Below are 21,329 nucleotides of genomic sequence, written 5' to 3' on the forward strand. Positions count from 1 at the left end.
CCGGTGGGGCGACACGGCGGTATCCAGGTGCTGGTCCTTGAGGATCCAGGGCGCTTCCAGGCCCAGGCCGAGGGTCAGAATCTGGGTGCCGTCCATGTCATGCCTCCTGTCGTCGTGGAGGTCATATCCTGGCCCAGCTCAGAGGGCGAATTCCACACCCAACGACGAAGAGCCCATATGACCATGCGCAAAGCTCGCTTCATTATCGTCCTGTTCGGAATCGTCCTACCTTATTTGGCGCGGTTGCCTCGCGGTACCGAGTGGTTGGGGCAGTATACGGATATGGGTGTTGGTGGCTGGCTGTTTTTTGGTGCTTTAAATGCGATAGCCTGGGGTTGCATCCTCGCTTTAAGCTTCATATATGAGCGGCCTGTTTCGTTGTTGGCGCCATGCATACTTGGTTTTGGCTTCTTGGCATGGGCGCATGGCACATTAGATTTGAGTGCGGACCCACAAGCAGCTATCGCATTGATCATGATTCCAGTCTATGCGCTTGTGCCGATCGCGGTAGGCGGTGCACTTGGTTACGCCTTGGACTGCATGCTACGGCGTAAAAAAGCCTAACCAATAGTTGCAGTTCGTTACGGGCCTCGCGGCCCTCCACCGGACGCCCTTTTCTCTGCTGCGCTGCAAAAAGCCGCCGCTAACCAACGCGTTATGTGCTTGTGCGGTAGGCTTCTGGCCTCATATCGGACCTGTGCTAAAATAAACGGTGAAAGTCCTTGCAAGAGTCTTACGCGATGGAAATTCAATCACTTACCGTTTCTGAGCGGATTCTTCTCGCCGAGACCCTTTGGGATAGCGTGATTGCTGACGATGCCGAGATCGACGTCACAACACCTCAGCGGCAGGAGCTCGATCGTCGATTGGCTACATTCGAAATCGACCAAGATCCGGGCTCAACCTGGTCGGCCGTCAAAGCTCGAATTCTGTCCAAGTAGATGGTGTATACGCTCACAGTCCGGCCAGAGGCTGAGTTTGATATTGATGAGCAGTACACGACGTACGAAAGTAAGCGAGTCGGCTTAGGTCACGACTTCGTTCTGTGCGTAGAGGAGGCCTTGGATAAACTGCTCAGAAACCCTCTCATCTACCGTAAGTTCCATAAGTAATTGCACGCGACCAGCACCGCTGGCGCGTGAATAAGGGCGTTAATCCGCCTATAGACACAGTGCCCGCGCCATCCAAATGGCGCGGGCGCTTTGCGTTGGGGCGAGAAAATTACTTGGCAGCCAGTGCCACGCCCACCTTGGAGTGGTTGGGCCGGCCGATGGCCTGGGTGATCCAGGTGTCGGTGGCGGCCAGGGCGACCAGGTCGATGCCGCTCTCGATGCCGAGGCCGTCGAGCAGGTAGACGACGTCCTCGCTTGCCACGTTGCCGGAGGCGCCCTTGTGGCTATAGAGCGGGCAGCCGCCAATCAGCGGCTGGCCAGCGCCACCCCCACCTTGGAGCGGTTGGGCCGGCCGATGGTCTGGGTGATCCAGGTGCCGGTGGCGGCCAGGGCGTTCAGGTCGATTCCGGTCTCGATGCCGAGGCCGTCGAGCAGGTAGACCACGTCTTCGCTAGCCACGTTACCGGAGGCGCCCTTGGCGTAGGGGCAGCCGCCGAGGCCGGCGACTGAGCTGTCGACCACGGCGATGCCTTCCTCCATCACCGCGTAGAGGTTGGCGAGCGCCTGGCCGTAGGTGTCGTGGAAGTGGGCGGCGAGCTGGGTCATTGGGATGTCGCGGCTCACGGCCTCGATCATGCGCTTGGCCTTGAGCGGGGTGCCGGTGCCGATGGTGTCGCCCAGCGAGACCTCGTAGCAGCCCATCTCATACAGTGCCTTTGCCACCTCGGCCACCTTGGCGGGGGCGATCTCGCCCTCGTAGGGGCAGCCCAGCACGCAGGAGACATAGCCGCGCACCCGTACGCCGGCCTCACGTGCGCGCTCGAGCACCGGCTCGAAGCGGGCCAGGGACTCGGCCACGGAGCAGTTGATGTTCTTCTGCGAGAAGGCCTCGGAGGCGGCGCCGAACACCGCGACCTCCTCGACGCCGCACTCCAGCGCGCCCTCCAGCCCCTTGAGGTTGGGGGTGAGGGCGGCATAGGTGACGCCGTCCAGGCGGGCGAGGTTCTTCATCACCTGGCGGTGGTCGGCCATCTGCGGCACCCACTTGGGCGAGACGAAGCTCGCCGCCTCGATGTAGCGTATGCCGGCTGCGCCGAGGCGCTCGATCAGCTCGAGCTTGGTGGTGGTGCTGATCGGCTCGGGCTCGTTCTGCAGCCCGTCGCGCGGGCCGACCTCGACCAGGCGTACCTGCTTGGGAAATGCCATGAATCTTCTCCTGTCTTTCTCAGGGCGAACCGATGAGGTGACTATTAGCCGCGGCTTGTCCGGCGACAGGTCTTCGAGGGGGCGCTGTGAACCCCTCCCTGGGCGCTACCGATGCCATCCCTGGCATAGGACCCCCTCTACGACCTGTCCCCGGCGCCGCTAGCATTGGAGGATAGCGTTGCGGCTTAGCCTTGAGCTCGGCGCTCGGCGCTCGGCGCTCGGCGCTCGGCGCTCGGCGCTCGGCGCTCGGCGCTATTCGTCGGGGGCGAACTCGAGCAGCACGTCGCCCTGGCCCACGGTATCACCGGCCTGGAAGTGGAAGCTTGCCACATGGCCATCCGCGGGGGCGGACATGGTGTGTTCCATCTTCATGGCTTCCATGACCATCAGCGGCATGCCCTTCTCGACCTGGACGCCGGGCTCCACCAGCAGCGCCACCACGGTGCCGTGCATGGGCGCGGTGAGGGTGGACTCGGCCTCGTGGTGGCCGTGGTCGATGGCGTCGATGCGCCGCCAGAAGAGGCGGGTCTCGCCGCGCGGGTCGACCATCACCACCACGTTGCCGTCGCGGCGGGCCTGCAGGCGGCGGCGGTGGCCGTCCAGGGTCATGGCCACGGCGTCGCCGGCCAGCGGGTCGAGGCGCGCGGTGAGCGTCTCGCCGCCGATGGTCAGGTGCCAGGGGCCGGCGTTGTCCTCGCGGGTGCCCTCGACCACCACTACGCCTTCGGTGTCCGGCGACTGGGTATGGGCCTGGTTTTGTGTAGGAGGACACAGGGCGATGCGGATGGTGTGCGGGGCGTTGACGCGAAATCCGTCGTGGCGGTCCCAGGGCGAGTCGCTCTCGCATTCGCGGGACAGCTGGTTGAGGCCCACCAGGGCGGCTCCGGCATACTCCTCGATGCTGTAGCGGCGCGGCGCGAACAGCGTCTCCTCGTGCTTCTCGATAAAGCGGGTGTCCAGGTCCGCCTTTCGGAAGGCTTCATGCGTCGCCAGCCGCTGCAGGAAGGCGCGGTTGGTGACCACGCCCTGCACGTCCAGGGCGGCCAGCGCCCGGTTGAGGGTCGCCAGCGCCTGGGCGCGGTCGTCGCCGTGAACGATCAACTTGGCAAGCATCGGGTCGTAGTGCATCGAGACGGCATCGCCGGTCTCCACGCCGCTGTCCAGACGCACGCGCGCGGGGTCCAGGCCGGCGCCTTCCAGGTCCATGGCGAAGCGGGTCAGGGTGCCGGTGGCGGGCAGGAAGTCCTGCTCCGGGTCCTCGGCGTAGAGCCGCGCCTCGAAGCTGTGGCCGGTGATGGTCAGTTCGTCCTGGGCCAGCGGCAGCCGCTCGCCCATGGCCACGCGCAGCTGCCACTCGACCAGGTCCTGGCCGGTGATCATCTCGGTGACCGGGTGCTCCACCTGCAGGCGGGTGTTCATCTCCATGAAGAAGAACGAGCCGTCCTGCTCTTGTGAAGAGCTCGGTGAAGCGTCCAGGAGAAACTCCACGGTACCGGCGCCCACGTAACCGATCTCCTTGGCGGCGCGCACGGCGGCCTCGCCCATCTCGCGGCGCAGGCTCTCGCTCATGCCCGGGGCCGGGGCCTCCTCCAGCACCTTCTGGTGGCGGCGCTGCACGGAGCAGTCGCGCTCGAAGAGGTAGACGCCGTTGCCGTGGCTGTCGCAGAACACCTGCACCTCGACGTGGCGCGGCTGGGTCAGGTACTTCTCGATCAGCATGCGCTGGTCGCCGAAGGCGGCCTGGGACTCGCGGCGGCAGCCGTCCAGGGCGGCCTGGAAGCCGGCGGCGGCCTCCACCACGCGCATGCCCTTGCCGCCACCGCCGGCGCTGGCCTTGAGCAGCACCGGGTAGCCGATCTTGTCGGCCTCGGCCTTGAGCAGGGCGTCGTCCTGGTCGTCGCCGTGGTAGCCCGGCACCAGCGGCACACCGGCGTGGGCCATGCGTGCCTTGGCGGCGGACTTGTCGCCCATGGCGGCGATGGCCGAGGCGGGCGGGCCGACGAAGACGATGCCGGCCTTGTCGAGCGCCTCGACGAAGGCGCCGTTCTCGGAGAGGAAGCCGTAGCCGGGATGGATGGCGCCGGCGCCGCTGCGGCGCGCGGCCTCCACCACGGCCTCGACCTTGAGGTAGCTCTCGCGGGCCGCGGCGGGGCCCAGGCGGATGGCCTCGTCGGCCTCGCGCACGTGGCGGGCGTTGGCGTCGGCGTCGGAGTAGACGGCGACGGTACGCAGGCCCATGGCACGCGCCGTGCGCATCACGCGGCAGGCGATCTCGCCACGGTTGGCGACCAGCAGGGTGTCGAAGGTGTTGAGGCTCATGAGCGTCGCTCCGTGGCGGTCGTGTCGCTATCGTTTCTGGCGGTGCCTTGGGTCCAGGCGGGTCGGCGCTTCTCGAAGAAGCTGGCCAGGCCCTCCTGGCCTTCGGCGCTGACGCGCAGCTCGCTGATCACCCGGCAGGTGTGCTCGCGGGTGGCCTTGCTGTCGGGCGCGCGGGCCACCTCGGCGAGCAGCGCCTTGGTGGCGCGCTGCGCCTGGGGCGAGCCGCCGAGCAGGGTGTCGAGCATCTCGGTGACGGCGTCGTCGAGCGTCTCGGGCTCGACCACCCGGTGGGCCAGGCCCAGCGCCAGGGCGGTGGGGGCATCCATCACCTCGGCGGTCAGCGCGTAGCGGCGCGCCTGGCGCTCGCCCAGGGCGCGCTGCACGTAGGGGCTGATCACCGCCGGCGAGAGGCCGATCTTCACTTCGGAGAGGCAGAACTTGGCCTTCTCGGAGGCGATGACGATATCGCAGCAGGCGGCCAGGCCCACGGCGCCCCCGAAGGTGGCTCCCTGCACGCGGCACAGGGTGGGGCAGGGCAGGGTGTCCAGGCCGTGCATCAGCGCGGCGAGCTTGCGCGAGTCGGCGAGGTTGTCATCGACGTCGTACTCCACCATGCGCTTCATCCAGTTCAGATCGGCACCGGCGGAGAAGCTCTTGCCCTCGGAGCCCAGCACCACGGCGCGCACGTCACCATGGCGGGCGGCCTCGTGGAGACGCTCGAGGTGAGCATTGAGCTCGGCGATCAGGCTGTCGTCGAAGGCGTTGTGGACGTCCGGGCGTTCCAGGGTCAGCCAGGCCACATCGCGGTCGTCGAGCTCCAATTTTGAGTAGGAAGGGGTATCTGACATCTCGAACCTCGTTAACAGAGCTTGAAGCCGGAAGCTGGAAGCTTGAAGAACCCGCCAGGATCTTGCCCCCAGGGCGTGCGGAGGAGACTTCCAGCTTACAGCTTCAAGCTTCCAGCTCCCTTGCGCAGCAAGGGGACTACATCCGGAACACGCCGAAGCGGGTCTCTTCCACTTCGGCATTCATGGCGGCGGCCAGCGACAGGCCGAGGATCTCGCGGGTCTGAAGCGGGTCGATCACGCCGTCGTCCCACAGCCTGGCGCTGGCGTAGGTGGGGTGGCCCTGGTGCTCGTACTGCTCGCGGGTGGGCGCCTTGAAGGCCTCTTCTTCCTCCGCTGTCCACTCGCGGCCCTCGCGTTCGAACTGCTCGCGCTTCACCTGGGAGAGCACGCCGGCGGCCTGCTCGCCACCCATCACCGAGATGCGGGCGTTGGGCCACATGAACAGCAGGTTGGGCTCAAAGGCGCGGCCGCACATGCCGTAGTTGCCGGCGCCGAAGCTGCCGCCGATCAGCACGGTGAACTTGGGCACCTTGGCGCAGGCCACCGCGGTGACCAGCTTGGCGCCGTGCTTGGCGATGCCCTCGTGCTCGTACTTCGAGCCGACCATGAAGCCGGTGATGTTCTGCAGGAAGATCAGCGGGATCTTGCGCTGGGCACACAGCTCGATGAAGTGCGCGCCTTTCACTGCACTCTCCGAGAACAGCACGCCGTTGTTGGCGACGATGCCCACCGGGTAGCCCTGGATATGGGCGAAGCCGGTGACCAGGGTGTCGCCGTAGTAGCGCTTGAACTCGTCGAAGTCGGAGTCGTCGACGATGCGCCCGATCACCTCGCGCACGTCGTAGGGCTTCTTGAGATCGGTGCCGACGATGCCGTAGAGCTCGCTGGGGTCGAGGCGCGGGGGCCTGGGCGCCTGCATGGCGAGCTGGCCACGCTTCTGCCAGTTGAGCCGCGAGACGCAGCCGCGCGCCAGCTGCAGGGCGTGGGCGTCGTTCTCGGCGTAGTGGTCGGCCACGCCGCTCACCTTGGCGTGCACGTCGGCGCCGCCCAGGTCCTCGGCGCTGATGCTCTCGCCGGTGGCGGCCTTCACCAGGGGCGGGCCGCCGAGGAAGATGGTGCCTTGCTCCTTGACGATGATCGACTCGTCGGCCATGGCCGGCACATAGGCGCCGCCCGCGGTGCAGGAACCCATGACCACGGCGATCTGCGGGATGCCCTCGGCGGATAGGGTGGCCTGGTTGTAGAAGATACGGCCGAAGTGGTCACGATCCGGGAAGACCTCATCCTGGCGGGGCAGGAAGGCGCCGCCGGAGTCGACCAGGTAGAGGCACGGCAGGCGATGCTTGCGGGCGATCTCCTGGGCGCGCAGGTGCTTCTTCACGGTGAGCGGGAAGTAGGTGCCGCCCTTGACCGTGGCGTCGTTGGCGACGATCACGCACTCCACCCCCGAGACGCGGCCGATGCCGGTGACCACGCCGGCGGCGGGCACCGCGGAGTCGTAGACCTCATGGGCGGCCAGCGACGAGAACTCGAGGAAGGGCGAGCCCTCGTCGATCAGGTGGTCGATGCGGTCGCGCACGAACAGCTTGCCGCGGGACTCGTGGCGCTCGCGGGCCTTCTGGCCGCCGCCTTGGGCGATGGCCGCGGTCAGCTCGCGCAGCTTGCCGATTTCATTGCGCATGGCGGCGTCGTTGCCCTGGAAGACGTCGCTGCGCGGATTGATCTGGGTATTCAGGATTGCCATACATCTCTCCGAGATGAGCCGGAAGCTTGAAGCCGGAAGCTGGAAGAAACCCCGGGGGGAGAGTCGTCGCCTCTTACAGCTTCAAGCTTCCAGCTTCCAGCTTATTTTGATTCGTTGAAGATCTCGCGGCCGATCAGCATCCGGCGGATCTCGCTGGTGCCGGCACCGATCTCGTAGAGCTTGGCATCGCGCAGCAACCGCCCGGTCGGGTACTCGTTGATGTAGCCGTTGCCGCCGAGCAGCTGGATGGCGTCCAGCGCCACCTGGGTGGCCTTCTCGGAACAGAAGAGGATCACCCCGGCGGCGTCCTTGCGCGAGGACTGGCCGCGGTCGCAGCCGGCGGCCACGGCATAGAGATAGGCGCGGCAGGCGTTCAGGGTGGTGTACATATCGGCGATCTTGCCCTGCACCAGCTGGAACTCGCCGATGGACTGGTTGAACTGCTTGCGCTCGTGGACGTAGGGCACCACGATGTCCAGCGCCGCCTGCATGATGCCGATGGGGCCGGCGGCGAGCACGGTACGCTCGTAGTCCAGGCCGCTCATCAGCACGCGCACGCCCTTGCCGACCTCGCCGAGCACGTTCTCCTCCGGCACCTCGCAATCCTCGAACACCAGCTCGCAGGTGTTGGAGCCGCGCATGCCCAGCTTGTCGAGTTTCTGGGCGGTGGAGAAGCCCTTGAAGTCCTTCTCGATGATGAAGGCGGTGATTCCCTTGGAGCCGGCCTCCGGGTCGGTCTTGGAGTAGACCACCAGCACGCTGGCTTCCGGGCCGTTGGTGATCCACATCTTGTTGCCGTTGAGGATGTACTTGTTGCCCTCCTTGCGCGCGCGCAGCTTCATGGAGACCACGTCGGAACCGGCGCCCGGCTCGGACATGGCCAGGGCGCCGACATGCTCGCCGCTGATCAGCTTGGGCAGGTACTTGGCCTTCTGCTCGGCACTGGCATTGATCTTGAGCTGGTTGACGCAGAGGTTGGAGTGGGCGCCGTAGGAGAGGCCCACCGAGGCGCTGGCCCGGGAGATCTCCTCCATGGCGATGCAGTGCGCCAGGTAACCCATGCCGCTGCCGCCGTCCTCGTCCGATACGGTGATGCCGAGCAGGCCCATGTCGCCGAACTTCTGCCAGAGGTCATTGGGGAATTCGTTCTTCTCGTCGATCTCGGCGGCGCGCGGGGCGATCTCGTCGCGGGCGAAGGCGTTGACCTGGTCGCGCAGCATGTTCAGCTCGTCGTCGAAGCCGAAATCGAGGGGCTTATAGGGCGTGTGCATGGCGGGCTCCCGTTCTCGTCAGGTGAGGCGCCGACCGCTCGGGCGAGGCGCCAAAGGCAAACAGATGTCATCAAGATGGCAGATGGCACAAGACTAGGCGAGGTTGACGTTAACGTAAAGTGCAGGTTTTCGCGCCTACGACGAATGTAGAAGAGGTGTGATACCGGCCACCCGGCTGAGTGCGCCGAGCGGCGTTTTCTGAGCAGCGAGCTAGAGGAACTGCTGGCGGGACTGGGGCGGCCCCGTCAGCAGGGTGACGGGACCGAACCGAAGGGTTACTGCGTGGCGTTGGGGAAGAACAGCTGCTGGCCCTTGACCTCGAAGTCGGCGATGGCCTGCTGGCCCTCGTCGGAGAGCAGCCAGTTGTGCCACTGCTCGGCCAGGTCGTGCTTGAGGTGCGGGAAGCGCTCCTGGCTGATCAGGAGGCTGCCATACTGGTTGAACAGTGCATCATCCCCCTCGAACAGCAGTGCCAGGTCCTGCGGGTTATCGAAGGCGACCCAGGTGGCGCGGTCGCTCATCACGTAGGCGTCCATGCCTGCGGCGGTATTGAGCGTGGGGCCCATGCCGCTGCCGAGCTCGCGATACCACTCGCCGCCCGGCTCGACGCCGGCGGAATCCCACAGGCGCAGCTCGGCACGGTTGGTGCCGCTGTCGTCGCCCCGCGAGGCGAAGGGTGCCTCGGCTTCGGCAATCAGCGACAGGGCCTCGGCCACGGTCTCGGCATCGGCGATGCCGGCCGGGTCGCCCCCCGGGCCGATGAGCACGAAGTCGTTGTACATCACGTCGGCGCGCTCGGTGCCATAGCCCTCTTCCACGAAGCGCTCCTCGCCGGCGGTATCGTGCACCAGCAGGCTGTCGGCGTCGCCGCGACGGGCGATCTCGAAGGCCTGGCCGGTGCCGACGGCGACGACGCGGACGTCGATACCGGTTGTTTCAGTGAACTGCGGGATGATGGCGTCGAACAGCCCCGAGTTTTCGGTGGAGGTGGTCGAGGCCAGGGTGATATAGCGCTCTCCATCCTGGGCCTGGGCCGCCATCGACAGTCCCAGCAGGCTCACGGCGGTCAGTGCGATACGTGCCTTGTTTTGCATGGTTGCTTCCTTTTGGTTGCTGCATGACGCGATGGGACGCAGGCGACGCTAGAGCACCAGATCGCCCCGGATGAAAGCCCGCGCCTGGGAAGAGGCGGGGGCCGTGAAAAAGGTCTCGGTCGGGGTATGCTCGATCAAGCGGCCACGGCACAGGAACAGTACGTCGTCGGCCAGGCGGCGGGCCTGGTGCAGGTCATGGCTGCTCATCACGATGCGCGTTCCCCGGTTATGGAACTCCTGAACGGCGTCTTCCACTGCCTTGATGGCGGCGGGGTCCAGCGCCGAGGTGGGCTCATCCAGGAACAGTACCTCGGGGTCGAGCAGCCAGGCCCGGGCCAGGGCCAGGCGCTGCTGCTCGCCCCCCGAGAGCACGCGGGCCGGGCGCTTCTCCAGCGCCGCCAGGCCGAAGCGCTCCAGCGCCTGGCGGGCGCGAGGCTTGCGGTCGCGGCGTGGCGTGCCGTTGACGGCCAGTGCATAGGCCAGGTTGGCCAGCGCCGAGCGCCTGAGCAGCACCGGCCGCTGGAAGACCATCGCCTGGCGCGGGGGGCGCCCCTCCCAGTGGACGCGCCCGGCACTGGGGGTGAGCAGGCCGTGGGCGAGGCGCATCAGCAGGCTCTTGCCGGCGCCATTGGGGCCCATCACCAGGGTGCGCCGGCAGCCGGTCAGGTGCAGGTCCAGCGGCTCCAGCAGCCGCTGACCACGGTGGATGAAGGTGACCCCCTGCATCTCGAGCGGGGGGGCGTCGGTGACCGGCAGCGTCGTCATGTCGTTCATCCCAGCCGCCTCCTGGCCGTCTCGCTCATCAGGTAGGCGGCGGCATTGACCAGGGCCACCAGCGACAGCAGCACGAGGCCCAGGCCCAGCGCCAGGGGCAGGTTGCCCTTGCTGGTCTCCAGCACGATGGCGGTGGTCATGACCCGGGTGACGCCGTCGATATTGCCGCCGACGATCATCACCGCCCCGACCTCGGCGCTGGCCCGGCCGAAACCGGCGAGCACGACGGTGACGAGACCCAGGCGGGCGTCCCAGAGCAACGTGGGGATCATGCGCAGGCGCGAAAGCCCCAGCGAGGTGAGCTGCTCGCGGTACTCCTGAAAGAGTTCCTCGACCTGCTGACGGGCCAGGGCGGCAATGATCGGTAGCACCAGGATGATCTGGGCGATCACCATGGCACCAGGGGTGAAGAGCATACCGAGTTCGCCCAGCGGCCCGGCGCGTGAAAGCAGCAGGTAGACGCTGAGCCCCGCGACGACCGGCGGCAGCCCCATCAGGGCATTGAGTGCTACCACGATCACGCTATGGCCGGGAAAACGCCATAGTGCCAGGGCCGCGCCCAGCGGCAGGCCGATCAGCGCGGCGATCAGCACGGCTGTCAGCGAGATCTGCAGCGACAGCACCACGATCCCGACCAGGTCGGGGTCGCGCCCCAGGATCAAGGCCAGGGCGGTCTGGAAGGCGTTGGCATCGTCGGACATCGTGCGCTCCTGCGGTCTCCCTGCATCATGTGCGTTAAAACGCGGAGACGCATCCAACGCGGTAATTCATGCAGTAACATGCAGGATAACGACAATACTAGCGCCAGAGTTCTATCGCCATGAGGGCCTTGTACCATGGATACCGACCGGGGGAGTGCATCCCGTGCCTACCTGACCACCGCCGAGGTGGCCGACTACCTGCGCCTCAAGGAGCGCAAGGTCTATGACCTGGTGCGCCAGGGGGCGATGCCCTGCGTGCGCGTCACCGGCAAGCTGCTCTTTCCACGCCAGAGCATCGACCTCTGGCTGATGAACCACCTGGAGGGAGATCGGGCCAGCAGCCGGCCGGTGCCCGTGGTGCTGGCGGGCAGTCAGGATCCGCTGCTGGAGTGGGCGGTGCGCGAGAGCGGGGCGGGATTGGCGCTGCTCTGCCATGGCAGCGGCGATGGAGTGCGACGCCTGCTGGCTGGCGAAGCGATGGTCGCGGGGCTGCACCTGCTGGACGCGCATAGCGGCGGCTACAACCGGCCCGAGGCGCTGGGGCTCTCCGGCATGCGGGATCTGGTGATGGTGCGCTGGGCGACCCGTCGCCAAGGGCTGCTGCTGGCGCCGGACAACCCCCTGGGCATCACCGGCCTCGAGGATCTGGCCGGGGACAAGGTACGCCTGGCCCATCGTCAGCCCGATGCCGGGGCCCAGCGACTGCTGACCTGGCTGCTGGCCCGGGCGGGGATCGATGCCAGCCGGCTGCGGTTCACTGCCCACCCTTCGCTTAACGAGGATGATCTGGCGCTGGCGATCCATCAGGGTGAGGCGGACGCGGGGCTGGGGGTCGAGGCCGCGGCCCGCCGTCAGGGGCTGGCCTTCGTACCGTTGCACCTGGAAGCCTTCGACCTGGCCCTGCGGCGGCGCAGCTACTTCGAGCCGCCGATCCAGCGGCTGCTGTCCTTCGCCAGGGAGACGCGCTTCGCGGAGCGGGCCGAGGCGCTGGGCGGCTATGACATCAGTGAGCTAGGGCGGGTGGTCTACAACGCCTGAGGGCGTCAGGCCCTGGCGCCCTCGGCGGGAGAGCGCTCGATGGGCGTCTCGCGGATGAACGCATGCAGGATGGCAGCCGCCACGGAGAGCAGGATGGCGAGCCGCCACACCAGGTCGTAGTCGCCGTTGAGGTCGTAGAAGTAGCCGCCCAGCCAGACGCCCATGAAGGAGCCGAGCTGGTGGAAGAGGAAGACGATGCCGCCGAGCATGGAGAGGTGGCGCACGCCGAACACCGAGGCGACGATGCCGTTGGTCAGCGGCACCGTGGAGAGCCACAGCAGGCCCATGGCGATGCCGAACAGGTAGGTGCTGGCCGGGCTCAGGGGAACGACGAGGAAGACGGTGATCACCATGCCGCGGATCAGGTAGAGCCAGGTCAGCAGGCGCGGCTTGGAGAGAAAGCCGCCCAGCCAGCCGGCGGTGTAGGTGCCGACGATGTTGAACAGCCCCACCAGCGCCAGCACGGTGCTGCCTACCTGCACGGCGATGCCGCTGTCGACCAGGTAGCCGGGCAGGTGGACGCCGATGAACACCACCTGGAAGCCGCAGACGAAGAAGCCGATGCAGAGCAGCCAGAAGCCGCGATGCGCGGCGGCCTCGTCGAGCGCCGCCCGCAGCGAGAGATCGCTGGCCTGGCGCGGCGACGGACGATCGCGCAACATCCCGCCCAGGGGCACCATCAAGGCCGCCAGTGCGCCCATCACCAGCAGGGCGGCGGACCAGCCGAGCCACTCCAGCAGCCCCAGGGTGCCGGGCAACATCGCGAACTGGCCGAAGGAACCGGCGGCGCTGACGATGCCCATGGCCAGGCTGCGTTTCTCTGGCGGCACGGCGCGGCCCACGGCGCCGAGGATCACCGAGAAGGTGGTGCCCGAAAGCCCCAGGCCGATCAGCAGCCCGGCACTCGTCGACATGCCCAGGGCCGAGTCCGACAGCCCCATCATGGCCAGCCCCAGAGCATAGAGCACACGATCCGCGCGGCCCCGAAGCGGTCGGCCAGTGCCCCGCTGAAGGGCTGGGATAGCCCCCAGATCAGGTTCTGCAGGGCCAGGGCGAAGGCGAAGACCTCCCGTCCCCAGCCCAGATCACTGCTCATTGGCTCCAGGAACAGGCCGAAGCCATGGCGCAGGCCCATGGCCAGCGAGATGACCAGGCTGCCTAGGACGATGATCAGCAGGGTGTGGCGGCGCAGCGCATTCATGGCGACGGGTTACCCATTGGCAGACGAATTGCGCGCTACTATCGCGCATCTGCGATGTTTCGGACACACTGGAATGAGCAACAGGCTGACACCCGTGCCGTAATATCATCCCCGGGCGGGTCGCGAGCTCAGTGGGCGTCCTGCTGGTGGGGCGGCACGATGCCCTGGCGCTTCATGCGCCGGTAGATGGTCGGCCGCGACAGGCCCAACTCGCGGGCCACAGCACTGATGTTCCAGTGATGCCGGCGCAGGGTCTCCTGCAGCGGGTCTTCGCCGCGCAGCATCACCCCGGGGGCGAGTCCCTCGGGTGCCCTGGCGGCACGTGCCGCGGGGTGGGCCAGGTGGCCGCTGATGCATTCTTCCGGCAGGTCTCCGACCACCACCTCGTCGCCCTCGCAGGTGGCCAGGGCATAGCGCAGGGCGTTGTGCAGCTCGCGGATGTTGCCCGGCCAGGGATAGGCGAGCATGGCAGTGGTGGCGTCGCCGCGCAGCCGGGTCCGCGACTCGCCACGCTCGGCGCGAAGCTCCTCGAACAGCTTGCGGATCAGGTAGGCCTGGTCGGCGCGCTCGCGAAGCGGCGGCAGGCGCAGGCTGGCGCCGTTCAGGCGATAGAAGAGGTCCTCGCGGAACTGGCCCAGATCGATCAGGCCACGCAGGTCGCGGTGGGTGGCCGCCACCACCCTCAGGTCGACCTTGACCGGCCGGTTGGCGCCGATCGGCAGCACCTCCCCCTCGGCCAGTACCCGCAGCAGGCGGGTCTGCAGTTGCAGCGGCATGTCGCCGATCTCGTCCAGGAAGAGGGTGCCGCCGTCGGCCTGGGCGATCAGCCCTTTCATCCCCTTGCTGTTGGCGCCCGTAAAGCTGCCAGGCTCGTAGCCGAACAGCTCGCTCTCGATCAGCGACTCGGGCATGGCCGCGCAGTTGATGGCCACGAAGGGCTTGTCGCGGCGAAGGCTGGAATCATGCAGGGCACGGGCCATGCGTTCCTTGCCGGTGCCGGTCTCGCCGATCACCAGGATATTGATCGGCTCATTGCGCAGCCGGGCGGCCCGGGTCAGGGTATCGCGCATCGCCGGGTCGTCATCGGCCAGCGCCTCCAGTGGCGCCAGGCTGGAATCCCGCGGGTGCGCCGTACTCCCTGCGGGATGACGACGCTGTGGCTCGATCAGGGTAGCGAAGTGCAGCTCGCGGTGGCGATGGGTCAGGAAGGCGCGCACCCGGTCGTCGCAGTAGCGCTGGATGTTGAGCACGTCGTCGACCTCGGCATCCAGCAGGTCCTGGATGTGCCAGGCCCGAAAGGGACGGGCCTCGCCGGGTCCGGGTAACGGCAGCTCGTGATGACGCAGCAGCTTGCGTCCGGCGGTGTTGGCGGCCAGCAGGGTCCCGTCCTCCTCGATGGCGATCAGGTAGCGCCGGTTGATCAGCACGAACTCCCGGGAGCGGTCCAGGCAGACGATGTGGTAGCCGTTATAGCGTTGCAGGAAGTAGGCATCCTCGATCATTCGCGCATAGTGCTTGACCACCTGCAGGGCGAAGGTCTGGGAGGTCTTGGACTCCGGCGAACGGTAGGCGGAGATGTCGAGCACCGCCAGCAGCTGGCCATCCGGGTCGAAGACCGGCGCCGCCGTGCAGGTCAGGTTGATGTGATGGGCGCTGAAATGGTCGCTGTGGTGACAGGTCAGCGGCAACTCCTCCTGGATGCACGTACCCACCGCGCAGGTGCCGGAATGCTCCTCGCTCCAGTTGGAGCCGAGGTAGAGACCGGTGCGCTGATGTTCGCGATGGGCACTGCTCGCGCCGAGGAACTGGACAGCGATGCCCCGGGCATCGGTGAGCAGCACCACGTACTCGAGGGGATGGACCTGGCGATAGAGCTGTTCCACGCCGGCCCGGGCCACCTTGATGAGACCATCGGCCTGGTCCTGATGCTCGCGCAGGGTCTGGTCGGGAACGTAGCGGGGTGGGCTGGGCCTGGCGGGATCGAGTCCGTAGCGGTCGATGCAGCGGCGCCAGGAGCGTTCGATGACCGCCTCTTCTCCCCCTCCTCGGGGATGCTCCAGGGAACTCAGGATCGTCTCGACGTGCTCTCGCTGTGCCTTGGCAATGTTCATGGCCATGTCCTCAGCGCCGGAGAGAAGGCGCTATGCAGGATGCGAATGTCCGTTGATGACCCTACGCCTCCGGCTCACGGCGCGTGATGCGATCTTCGTCGCCCCCTATTACACCTGTAACGCTCCTATGTAAAGCGGAGTGTCACGTCGCGTGTAATGCTCGCCGGCCCTGGTGCGGCGACGGGCACAGCCTTACTCCTCATCTGCAACCAATTTCCCCTTGAATAACATGATTCTGGGTCTTTTGACCCGATTCCTGGCACGAAAGCTGCCTGGGAAAGGTGTGCGACCGACGGGTCGCCCTGGCTGATCACTCAGCAAGACGAGGTCTTGCATAACAACAGGAGCCAAGCCATGAGCCATTCCCAAAGAGCGTCGACGGTCACTCGGCGTCGCTTTCTCACCCTCTCCGGGCAAGGCGCCCTGCTGGTCGGTGGCATGGCGCTCGGCGCCGGCAGCCTCTGGCCCCGCTGGGCCCTGGCCGAGCCCGATCTGGCCGCGGGCCTGCTGCGCATGGGCCGTGACATCTACCCCCACGATGCCATCCCTGACGCCTTCTACCTCACTCCCCTCGAGCCACTACTGGAAAACAACCGGGCATTGATCGCCGATGGCCTGGCCGACCTCAACCGCCGGGCCCGTGATGCCCACGGGACGGACTACAGCGACATCAGCGAGGAGGCTGACCGGGCGGCGCTGTTGCGCGAGATTGAGGACGGCGACTTCTTTCAGACGGTGCGCGGCACCCTGGTGGTAGGGCTCTACGACAACAACGAGCTCTGGGAGCTGTACTTCGGCTACGAGGGGTCATCGTGGGAGCAGGGCGGATACCTCTATCGCGGCTTCGATGACCTGGAGATCGACTGGCTGTAACCCCCGCTATCCCTGTGTGACACGACAACAATCGAATCGAGAGGAGACACGCCATGGCAACCCGTTTCGACTATGACGACGACAGCGTGGTGGTGATCATCGGCTCAGGGGCTGGCGGCGGCACCCTGGCTCAGGCCCTGGCGAAGAAGGGCATCGACAGCGTGGTGCTGGAGGCTGGCAAGCGCTACCAGATGAATGACATCGAGAACGACGAATGGGAGATGTTCAAGAAGATCTCCTGGCTCGATGAGCGCGTCACCGCCGGCCCCCGCCAGCTCACCGAGACCTTCCCCGGTCTGCCGGCCTGGATCGTCAAGGCGGTGGGCGGCAGCACCATCCACTGGGCCGGCGTCTCACTGCGCTTTCAGCCCCATGAATTCAAGCTGCACAGCGAGATCGGCGATCTCGAGGGGGCCAACCTGCTCGACTGGCCGATCTCCTACAAGGACCTCGAGCCCTACTATGTGAAGGCCGAACGCCACATGGGGGTGACCGGTGACTCCACCGGCATGCCATATCACCAGTGGAACAACAACTTCAAGGTGCTGGCCGCCGGCGCCGAGCGCATAGGTTACAAGCAGCTGCGCTCGGGTCCCATGGCCATCAACACCGAGGAGTATGACGAGCGCGGCCGCTGCATGCAGGCGGGCTTCTGCATGCAGGGCTGCCGCTTCGGCGCCAAGTGGTCGACCATGTATTCCGACATTCCCCGCGCCGAGGCCAGCGGGCACTGCGAGGTTCGACCGCGCTCCATGGCGCTGAAGATCGAGCACGACGATCAGGGGCGGGCCACGGCAGTGGTCTATGCCGATGGCGACGGCAATCAGCATCGCCAGCGGGCCAGGGCGGTTTGCGTAGCCGGCAATTCCATCGAGTCACCGCGCCTGCTGCTCAACTCTCACTCCTCGATGTTTCCTGACGGCCTGGCCAACTCCTCCGGCCAGGTGGGGCAAAACTACATGACCCACGCCACCAGCTGCATCTTCGGCGTGATGCCCAAGCCCGTACACATGTATCGAGGCACCACCTTCGCGGGCATCATCTCCGACGAGGCGCGCCTCGATCCGTCGCGGGGCTTCGTCGGCGGCTACACTCTGGAGGTGATGTCGCTGGGCGTCCCCTTCTTCGCCAAGTTCATGGATCCCAGCAATGCCGGCTGGGGCCGCGATGTCACCACCGCCCTGGACAAGTACGACCACCTCTCCGGGGTGTGGATCTGCGGCGAGGACCTGCCGATGGAGCAGAACGGCATTACCCTGCACGACACCAGGAAGGACCAGTACGGCCTGCCGGTTCCCGTCGTCTACAAGGGGGATCACCCCAACGATGCGAAGGTGCGCAGCCATGGCCAACAGCAGGCGCGGCGCTGCTACGAGGCCGCAGGTGCCGAGCGCATCTTCAAGGTGCCGGACTTCCCCACCAGCCATAACGTCGGCACCAACCGCATGAGCGCCCGGTCCGAGGACGGGGTGGTCAACCAGTGGGGGCAGAGCCACGACATCGACAACCTGTTCGTCTCCGACGGGAGCCAGTTCACCTCGAGCGGGGCCGAGAACCCGACCCTGACCATCGTCGCCCTGGCGCTGCGTCAGGCCGATCACATCGCCGAGCGCATGCAGCGCCAGGAACTCTGAGCGGAGGATTCCCCATGCAACCGACCAACGACCAGCGGCTGTGGATGTACCGTCAGATGGTGACCAGCCGTCATCTCGAGGAGTGCATCGAGACGATCTACATGGAAGGCAAGACGCCGGTCTTCAACATGGCCAAGGGGCCGATTCCCGGCGAGATGCACCTCTCCAATGGCCAGGAACCCTGTGCGGTGGGGGTCTGCGCCCACCTCGACGCCGAGGACGTCGTCGTCGCCACTCACCGGCCGCATCATATCGCCGTGGCCAAGGGCGTCGACCTCAACGCCATGGTCGCCGAGATCTTCGGCAAGGCCGGCGGCCTCTCCGGTGGCCGTGGTGGCCACATGCACATCTTCGACCCCAGCGTGAACTTCTCCTGCTCGGGGATCATCGGCGAGAGCCTGGGGCCGGCGGCGGGCGCCGCCCTGTCCCGCAAGATGCAGGGCAAGCCGGGCGTGGCGGTGGCCTTCCTGGGCGAGGGGGCCGCCAACCAGGGCGCCTTCCACGAGGCCCTGAACCTGGCGTCGGTCTGGCAGTTGCCCGTGGTGTTCGTCATCGAGGACAACGCCTGGGGCATCTCGGTGGCCAAGCAGGCCGCCACCGCCGTGCCGCGCAACGACCTTCGCGCCAGTGGCTACAACATGCCCGGGGTGCATGTCGCCGATAACGACGTCGAGGGCGTGTTCGCCGCCGCCGGCGAGGCCATCGCCCGGGCCCGGGACGGCCAGGGACCGACGCTGATCGAGATCGAGACCTCGCGGCTGGCCGGTCACTTCATGGGTGACAGTGAGGACTACCGCCCCGAGGGCGAAAAGGCCGGCCTGCAGAGCCGCGACCCTATCCCGCGCTACCGCCAGGCGTTGATCGAGGCCGGGCTGCTCGACGAGGCCGCCGATACCGCCCTGGTCGACGAGGCCCACGAACGGGTCGAGGCGGCCATCCGCTTCGCTCGGGAGAGCGACTTCCTCCCCCCCGAGGCGGCCCTCGAGACCGTTTTCGTCTGATTGCCACGATGAACCGAAAACGACAATCAGGAGTAAAGTCATGAACATGATGCAAGCGGCAGTCTGGTACCGAGCCAAAGACCTTCGCGTCGAAATGGTCCAGGTCCCGACCCTCCAGGAGCCGCACCAGGTAAAGGTGAAGATCGCGGCCTGCGGCATTTGCGGCAGCGACCTTCACGAGTATAGCGCCGGCCCCATCTTTATCCCGGTCGATGCCCCGCATCCTCTTAGCCAGCAGCAGGCCCCCATCATCATGGGCCACGAGTTTGCCGGTGAGGTCGTGGAAGTGGGCAAAGGTGTCACCCGAGTCAAGCCGGGGGACCGAGTCGCCATCGAGCCCATCCTTTCGCCAAATCGAGATGGCCACTATCTCATGGAGCGCTACAACCTGACGCCGTTGCTGGGTTTCCATGGTCTCTCGGGCGGTGGCGGCGGATTCTCAGAATATACGGTCGTCGGCGAGCACATGGTTCACCTCCTGCCTGATGACCTCTCCTATGAGCAGGGGGCACTGATCGAGCCGGCTGCCGTGGGCCTGCATGCGGTGCGTCAGAGCGCGCTGAAAGCCGGTGACAGTGCCGTGGTCTTCGGTGCAGGCCCTATCGGTTTGATGATCATTGAGGCGCTCAAGGCCGCCGGGGCTGCCAGCATCGTGGCCGTGGAGCCTTCGGACTCGCGCCGGCACAAGGCGAGCGAGCTGGGTGCCCAGGTGGTGGACCCCCGAGAGCAGGACGCGGTAGAGCAAGTGCACGCCTTGACGCAGGGTGGCGCCGACTTCGCCTTCGAGGTGACCGGCATTTCCGCCGTGCTGGACCAAGCAATCAATGCCACCCATGCCGGCGGCGAGACAGTGATCGTCAGCATCTGGGAAACCGAGGCGGCCTTCCAACCCAATGACCTGGTGATCAAGGAGCGCACCCTGAAGGGCATCATCGCCTACCGGTATATCTATCCCGCCGTGATGGCCCTGATGCAGCAGGGCTATTTTCGCGCCGAGGACCTGATTACCGCACGTATCGTGCTGGACGATGTGGTCGAGCAGGGGTTCGAGACCCTGCTCAATGACAAGTCGCACATCAAGATCATTGTACGGCCCGGCCAGCGGCTGGGCGAAGGAGTCATGTCATGAATACTGCCACCGGCTCTCGCAAGCTGACCATCGCCCGGGCCATGGCCGAGGCCACGGCCCAGGAAATGCGCCAGGACCCGTCGGTCTTCGTGATGGGCGAGGACGTGGGCCCACTCGGCGGCGTCTTCGGTAACACTCGGGGCCTGCATGAGGAGTTCGGGGCCGAACGTGTGCGCGATACCCCGATCTCCGAGACCGCCTTTATCGGCGCCGCAGTGGGAGCGGCCTCCGATGGCATGCGCCCCATCGTCGAGTTGATGTTCGTCGACTTCTTCGGCGTTTGCATGGACGCCATCTACAACATGATGGCCAAGAATACCTACTTCTCCGGCGGCAAGGTCAAGGTGCCGATGGTGCTGATGACCTCCACCGGTGGCGGCTATTCCGACGGCGGCCAGCACTCCCAGTGCCTCTATGGCACCTTCGCCCACCTGCCGGGCATGAAGGTGGTAGTGCCGAGCAACGCCTATGACGCCAAGGGACTGATGACCGCGGCGATCCGCGACGACAACCCGGTTGTCTTCATGTACCACAAGTCGTTGCAGGGCATGGGCTGGCTGGGCACCGAGAAGGGCGCCACTGTGGCGACGCCCGAGGAGAGCTATACCGTCGAGATCGGCAAGGCCTCCGTGGTCAAGGAAGGCGGCGACCTTACCCTGGTCAGCCTGGGTGCCGGCGTGCATCACTGCCTGCGCGCCGCGAAGGCGCTGGGCGAGGAGGGCGTCGAGGCCGAGGTGGTCGACCTGAGGAGCCTGGTGCCGCTGGACCGCGAGACGGTTCGCGCCTCGGTGGCCAAGACCGGTCGACTGATCGTGGTCGACGAGGACTACCACAGCTATGGCGTCAGCGGCGAGATCATTGCCAGCGTGGTCGAGCACGACACGTCCTGCCTGAAGGCGTCCCCCCGGCGAGTCGCCTACCCGGATATTCCGATCCCCTTCGCGCCGACCATGGAGCAGTGGGCGCTGCCCAATGCCGACAAGATCGTCGATACCTATCACCAGATGATGGGCCAATAACAGGAGACACCGCTGATGAGTACCGCGATTACCGTACCGGAGGATCTCTGGGAAGGCGACAATGAGGGCGTGATCACCGCCTGGCTGGTCGATGATGGCAGCCAGGTGAAGCAGGGTGACCTGGTGGCCGAGGTGATGGTCGAGAAGGCCCAGTACGAGATCGAGGCCCCGGCCTCCGGAGTACTGACCATCGCGAAGCAGGAAGACGAGGTGGTCGCCAAGGGCACCTCCATCGCCAGCCTGGAAACCTGAGG

General features: G+C 66.3%; 18 protein-coding genes and 2 pseudogenes. 9 read left to right on the top strand and 11 right to left on the bottom strand.

Annotated elements, in window-relative coordinates; genetic code table 11:
- The first annotated feature begins 177 nt into the window (after window positions 1-177).
- Both OP498_RS11455 and OP498_RS11460 read left to right on the top strand, forming a co-directional pair.
- Window positions 178-564 carry a hypothetical protein gene (locus tag OP498_RS11455; RefSeq protein ID WP_280553603.1) on the top strand — a complete coding sequence of 129 codons (387 nt, stop codon included), beginning with the start codon at window positions 178-180 and terminating at the stop codon, window positions 562-564.
- A gap of 176 nt (window positions 565-740) precedes the next feature.
- Window positions 741-941, top strand: a complete 201-nt coding sequence (locus OP498_RS11460) for an addiction module protein (protein ID WP_280553605.1) — start codon at window positions 741-743, stop codon at window positions 939-941.
- A gap of 280 nt (window positions 942-1,221) precedes the next feature.
- Here OP498_RS11460 and OP498_RS11465 read toward each other — a convergent pair.
- From OP498_RS11465 to OP498_RS11505, 9 genes and pseudogenes are all read right to left on the bottom strand, one after another.
- Window positions 1,222-1,419, bottom strand: a pseudogene (locus tag OP498_RS11465) (hydroxymethylglutaryl-CoA lyase); the annotation flags it as partial.
- Window positions 1,419-2,318 (bottom strand): hydroxymethylglutaryl-CoA lyase, encoded by a 900-nt coding sequence (locus OP498_RS11470; protein ID WP_280553607.1) that lies wholly within the window; start codon window positions 2,316-2,318, stop codon window positions 1,419-1,421. The pseudogene OP498_RS11465 and the gene OP498_RS11470, both read right to left, overlap by 1 nt.
- A 252-nt stretch (window positions 2,319-2,570) precedes the next feature.
- Window positions 2,571-4,637: an acetyl/propionyl/methylcrotonyl-CoA carboxylase subunit alpha gene (locus OP498_RS11475; RefSeq protein WP_280553608.1), complete on the bottom strand. Its 2,067-nt coding sequence runs from the start codon at window positions 4,635-4,637 to the stop codon at window positions 2,571-2,573.
- Window positions 4,634-5,485, bottom strand: coding sequence for an enoyl-CoA hydratase/isomerase family protein (locus OP498_RS11480; protein WP_280553610.1), 852 nt, complete (start codon window positions 5,483-5,485; stop codon window positions 4,634-4,636). The genes OP498_RS11475 and OP498_RS11480 overlap by 4 nt, the downstream gene beginning before the upstream one ends.
- A gap of 136 nt (window positions 5,486-5,621) precedes the next feature.
- A complete protein-coding gene (locus OP498_RS11485; RefSeq protein WP_280553612.1) occupies window positions 5,622-7,229 on the bottom strand; it encodes a carboxyl transferase domain-containing protein in 1,608 nt (535 codons plus the stop codon).
- Window positions 7,230-7,330: 101 nt separating this feature from the next.
- The gene (locus OP498_RS11490; protein ID WP_280553614.1) at window positions 7,331-8,500 is read right to left on the bottom strand and encodes an isovaleryl-CoA dehydrogenase; all 1,170 of its coding nucleotides are present in this window, start codon (window positions 8,498-8,500) and stop codon (window positions 7,331-7,333) included.
- Window positions 8,501-8,775: 275 nt separating this feature from the next.
- Window positions 8,776-9,540, bottom strand: a complete 765-nt coding sequence (locus tag OP498_RS11495) for a substrate-binding domain-containing protein (protein WP_280553669.1) — start codon at window positions 9,538-9,540, stop codon at window positions 8,776-8,778.
- 102 nt (window positions 9,541-9,642) lie between these two features.
- On the bottom strand, window positions 9,643-10,368 hold the full coding sequence (locus OP498_RS11500) for an ATP-binding cassette domain-containing protein (RefSeq protein WP_280548226.1): 726 nt from the start codon (window positions 10,366-10,368) through the stop codon (window positions 9,643-9,645).
- Complete coding sequence (locus OP498_RS11505) at window positions 10,365-11,069, bottom strand: ABC transporter permease (protein ID WP_280548225.1); 705 nt, start codon at window positions 11,067-11,069, stop codon at window positions 10,365-10,367. Before OP498_RS11505 ends, OP498_RS11500 begins: the two co-directional genes overlap by 4 nt.
- 135 nt (window positions 11,070-11,204) lie before the next feature.
- On the opposite strand from OP498_RS11505, the gene OP498_RS11510 reads away from it, so the two are divergent.
- Window positions 11,205-12,107, top strand: coding sequence for a helix-turn-helix transcriptional regulator (locus tag OP498_RS11510; RefSeq protein WP_280548224.1), 903 nt, complete (start codon window positions 11,205-11,207; stop codon window positions 12,105-12,107).
- A gap of 5 nt (window positions 12,108-12,112) precedes the next feature.
- On the opposite strand, the pseudogene OP498_RS11515 reads toward OP498_RS11510, so the two are convergent.
- Together OP498_RS11515 and OP498_RS11525 are read right to left on the bottom strand one after the other, a co-directional pair.
- A pseudogene (locus OP498_RS11515) lies at window positions 12,113-13,308 on the bottom strand (MFS transporter).
- A gap of 128 nt (window positions 13,309-13,436) precedes the next feature.
- Window positions 13,437-15,419, bottom strand: coding sequence for a sigma-54-dependent Fis family transcriptional regulator (locus OP498_RS11525; protein ID WP_280553622.1), 1,983 nt, complete (start codon window positions 15,417-15,419; stop codon window positions 13,437-13,439).
- 354 nt (window positions 15,420-15,773) lie between these two features.
- On the opposite strand from OP498_RS11525, the gene OP498_RS11530 reads away from it, so the two are divergent.
- Genes OP498_RS11530 through OP498_RS11555 form a run of 6 tightly spaced genes read left to right on the top strand, consistent with a single transcriptional unit; the run spans window position 15,774 to window position 21,327 of the window.
- Entirely contained in the window at window positions 15,774-16,292 is a 519-nt protein-coding gene (locus tag OP498_RS11530; protein ID WP_280548221.1) for a gluconate 2-dehydrogenase subunit 3 family protein, read from the top strand.
- 53 nt (window positions 16,293-16,345) lie between these two features.
- Window positions 16,346-17,926: a GMC family oxidoreductase gene (locus OP498_RS11535; protein ID WP_280548219.1), complete on the top strand. Its 1,581-nt coding sequence runs from the start codon at window positions 16,346-16,348 to the stop codon at window positions 17,924-17,926.
- A 14-nt stretch (window positions 17,927-17,940) separates the two neighbouring features.
- Window positions 17,941-18,927, top strand: coding sequence for a thiamine pyrophosphate-dependent dehydrogenase E1 component subunit alpha (locus tag OP498_RS11540; RefSeq protein WP_280548218.1), 987 nt, complete (start codon window positions 17,941-17,943; stop codon window positions 18,925-18,927).
- 49 nt (window positions 18,928-18,976) lie between these two features.
- The gene (locus OP498_RS11545; protein WP_348533113.1) at window positions 18,977-20,056 is read left to right on the top strand and encodes a 2,3-butanediol dehydrogenase; all 1,080 of its coding nucleotides are present in this window, start codon (window positions 18,977-18,979) and stop codon (window positions 20,054-20,056) included.
- Window positions 20,053-21,075: an alpha-ketoacid dehydrogenase subunit beta gene (locus tag OP498_RS11550; protein ID WP_280548216.1), complete on the top strand. Its 1,023-nt coding sequence runs from the start codon at window positions 20,053-20,055 to the stop codon at window positions 21,073-21,075. The genes OP498_RS11545 and OP498_RS11550 overlap by 4 nt, the downstream gene beginning before the upstream one ends.
- Window positions 21,076-21,090: 15 nt before the next feature.
- Entirely contained in the window at window positions 21,091-21,327 is a 237-nt protein-coding gene (locus tag OP498_RS11555; RefSeq protein ID WP_280548214.1) for a lipoyl domain-containing protein, read from the top strand.
- Window positions 21,328-21,329 lie beyond the last annotated feature (2 nt).

The sequence above is a fragment of the Halomonas sp. 25-S5 genome (assembly GCF_029889845.1).
Lineage (GTDB): Bacteria > Pseudomonadota > Gammaproteobacteria > Pseudomonadales > Halomonadaceae > Halomonas.

What these genes read in the sequence shown, in the direction of transcription:
- OP498_RS11455 (WP_280553603.1), top strand. Translation starts at nt 178, where the DNA reads ATGACCATGCGCAAAGCTCGCTTCATTATCGTCCTGTTCGGAATCGTC.
- OP498_RS11460 (WP_280553605.1), top strand. Translation starts at nt 741, where the DNA reads ATGGAAATTCAATCACTTACCGTTTCTGAGCGGATTCTTCTCGCCGAG.
- OP498_RS11470 (WP_280553607.1), bottom strand. Translation starts at nt 2,318, where the DNA reads ATGGCATTTCCCAAGCAGGTACGCCTGGTCGAGGTCGGCCCGCGCGAC.
- OP498_RS11475 (WP_280553608.1), bottom strand. Translation starts at nt 4,637, where the DNA reads ATGAGCCTCAACACCTTCGACACCCTGCTGGTCGCCAACCGTGGCGAG.
- OP498_RS11480 (WP_280553610.1), bottom strand. Translation starts at nt 5,485, where the DNA reads ATGTCAGATACCCCTTCCTACTCAAAATTGGAGCTCGACGACCGCGAT.
- OP498_RS11485 (WP_280553612.1), bottom strand. Translation starts at nt 7,229, where the DNA reads ATGGCAATCCTGAATACCCAGATCAATCCGCGCAGCGACGTCTTCCAG.
- OP498_RS11490 (WP_280553614.1), bottom strand. Translation starts at nt 8,500, where the DNA reads ATGCACACGCCCTATAAGCCCCTCGATTTCGGCTTCGACGACGAGCTG.
- OP498_RS11495 (WP_280553669.1), bottom strand. Translation starts at nt 9,540, where the DNA reads ATGGCGGCCCAGGCCCAGGATGGAGAGCGCTATATCACCCTGGCCTCG.
- OP498_RS11500 (WP_280548226.1), bottom strand. Translation starts at nt 10,368, where the DNA reads ATGAACGACATGACGACGCTGCCGGTCACCGACGCCCCCCCGCTCGAG.
- OP498_RS11505 (WP_280548225.1), bottom strand. Translation starts at nt 11,069, where the DNA reads ATGTCCGACGATGCCAACGCCTTCCAGACCGCCCTGGCCTTGATCCTG.
- OP498_RS11510 (WP_280548224.1), top strand. Translation starts at nt 11,205, where the DNA reads ATGGATACCGACCGGGGGAGTGCATCCCGTGCCTACCTGACCACCGCC.
- OP498_RS11525 (WP_280553622.1), bottom strand. Translation starts at nt 15,419, where the DNA reads ATGAACATTGCCAAGGCACAGCGAGAGCACGTCGAGACGATCCTGAGT.
- OP498_RS11530 (WP_280548221.1), top strand. Translation starts at nt 15,774, where the DNA reads ATGAGCCATTCCCAAAGAGCGTCGACGGTCACTCGGCGTCGCTTTCTC.
- OP498_RS11535 (WP_280548219.1), top strand. Translation starts at nt 16,346, where the DNA reads ATGGCAACCCGTTTCGACTATGACGACGACAGCGTGGTGGTGATCATC.
- OP498_RS11540 (WP_280548218.1), top strand. Translation starts at nt 17,941, where the DNA reads ATGCAACCGACCAACGACCAGCGGCTGTGGATGTACCGTCAGATGGTG.
- OP498_RS11545 (WP_348533113.1), top strand. Translation starts at nt 18,977, where the DNA reads ATGCAAGCGGCAGTCTGGTACCGAGCCAAAGACCTTCGCGTCGAAATG.
- OP498_RS11550 (WP_280548216.1), top strand. Translation starts at nt 20,053, where the DNA reads ATGAATACTGCCACCGGCTCTCGCAAGCTGACCATCGCCCGGGCCATG.
- OP498_RS11555 (WP_280548214.1), top strand. Translation starts at nt 21,091, where the DNA reads ATGAGTACCGCGATTACCGTACCGGAGGATCTCTGGGAAGGCGACAAT.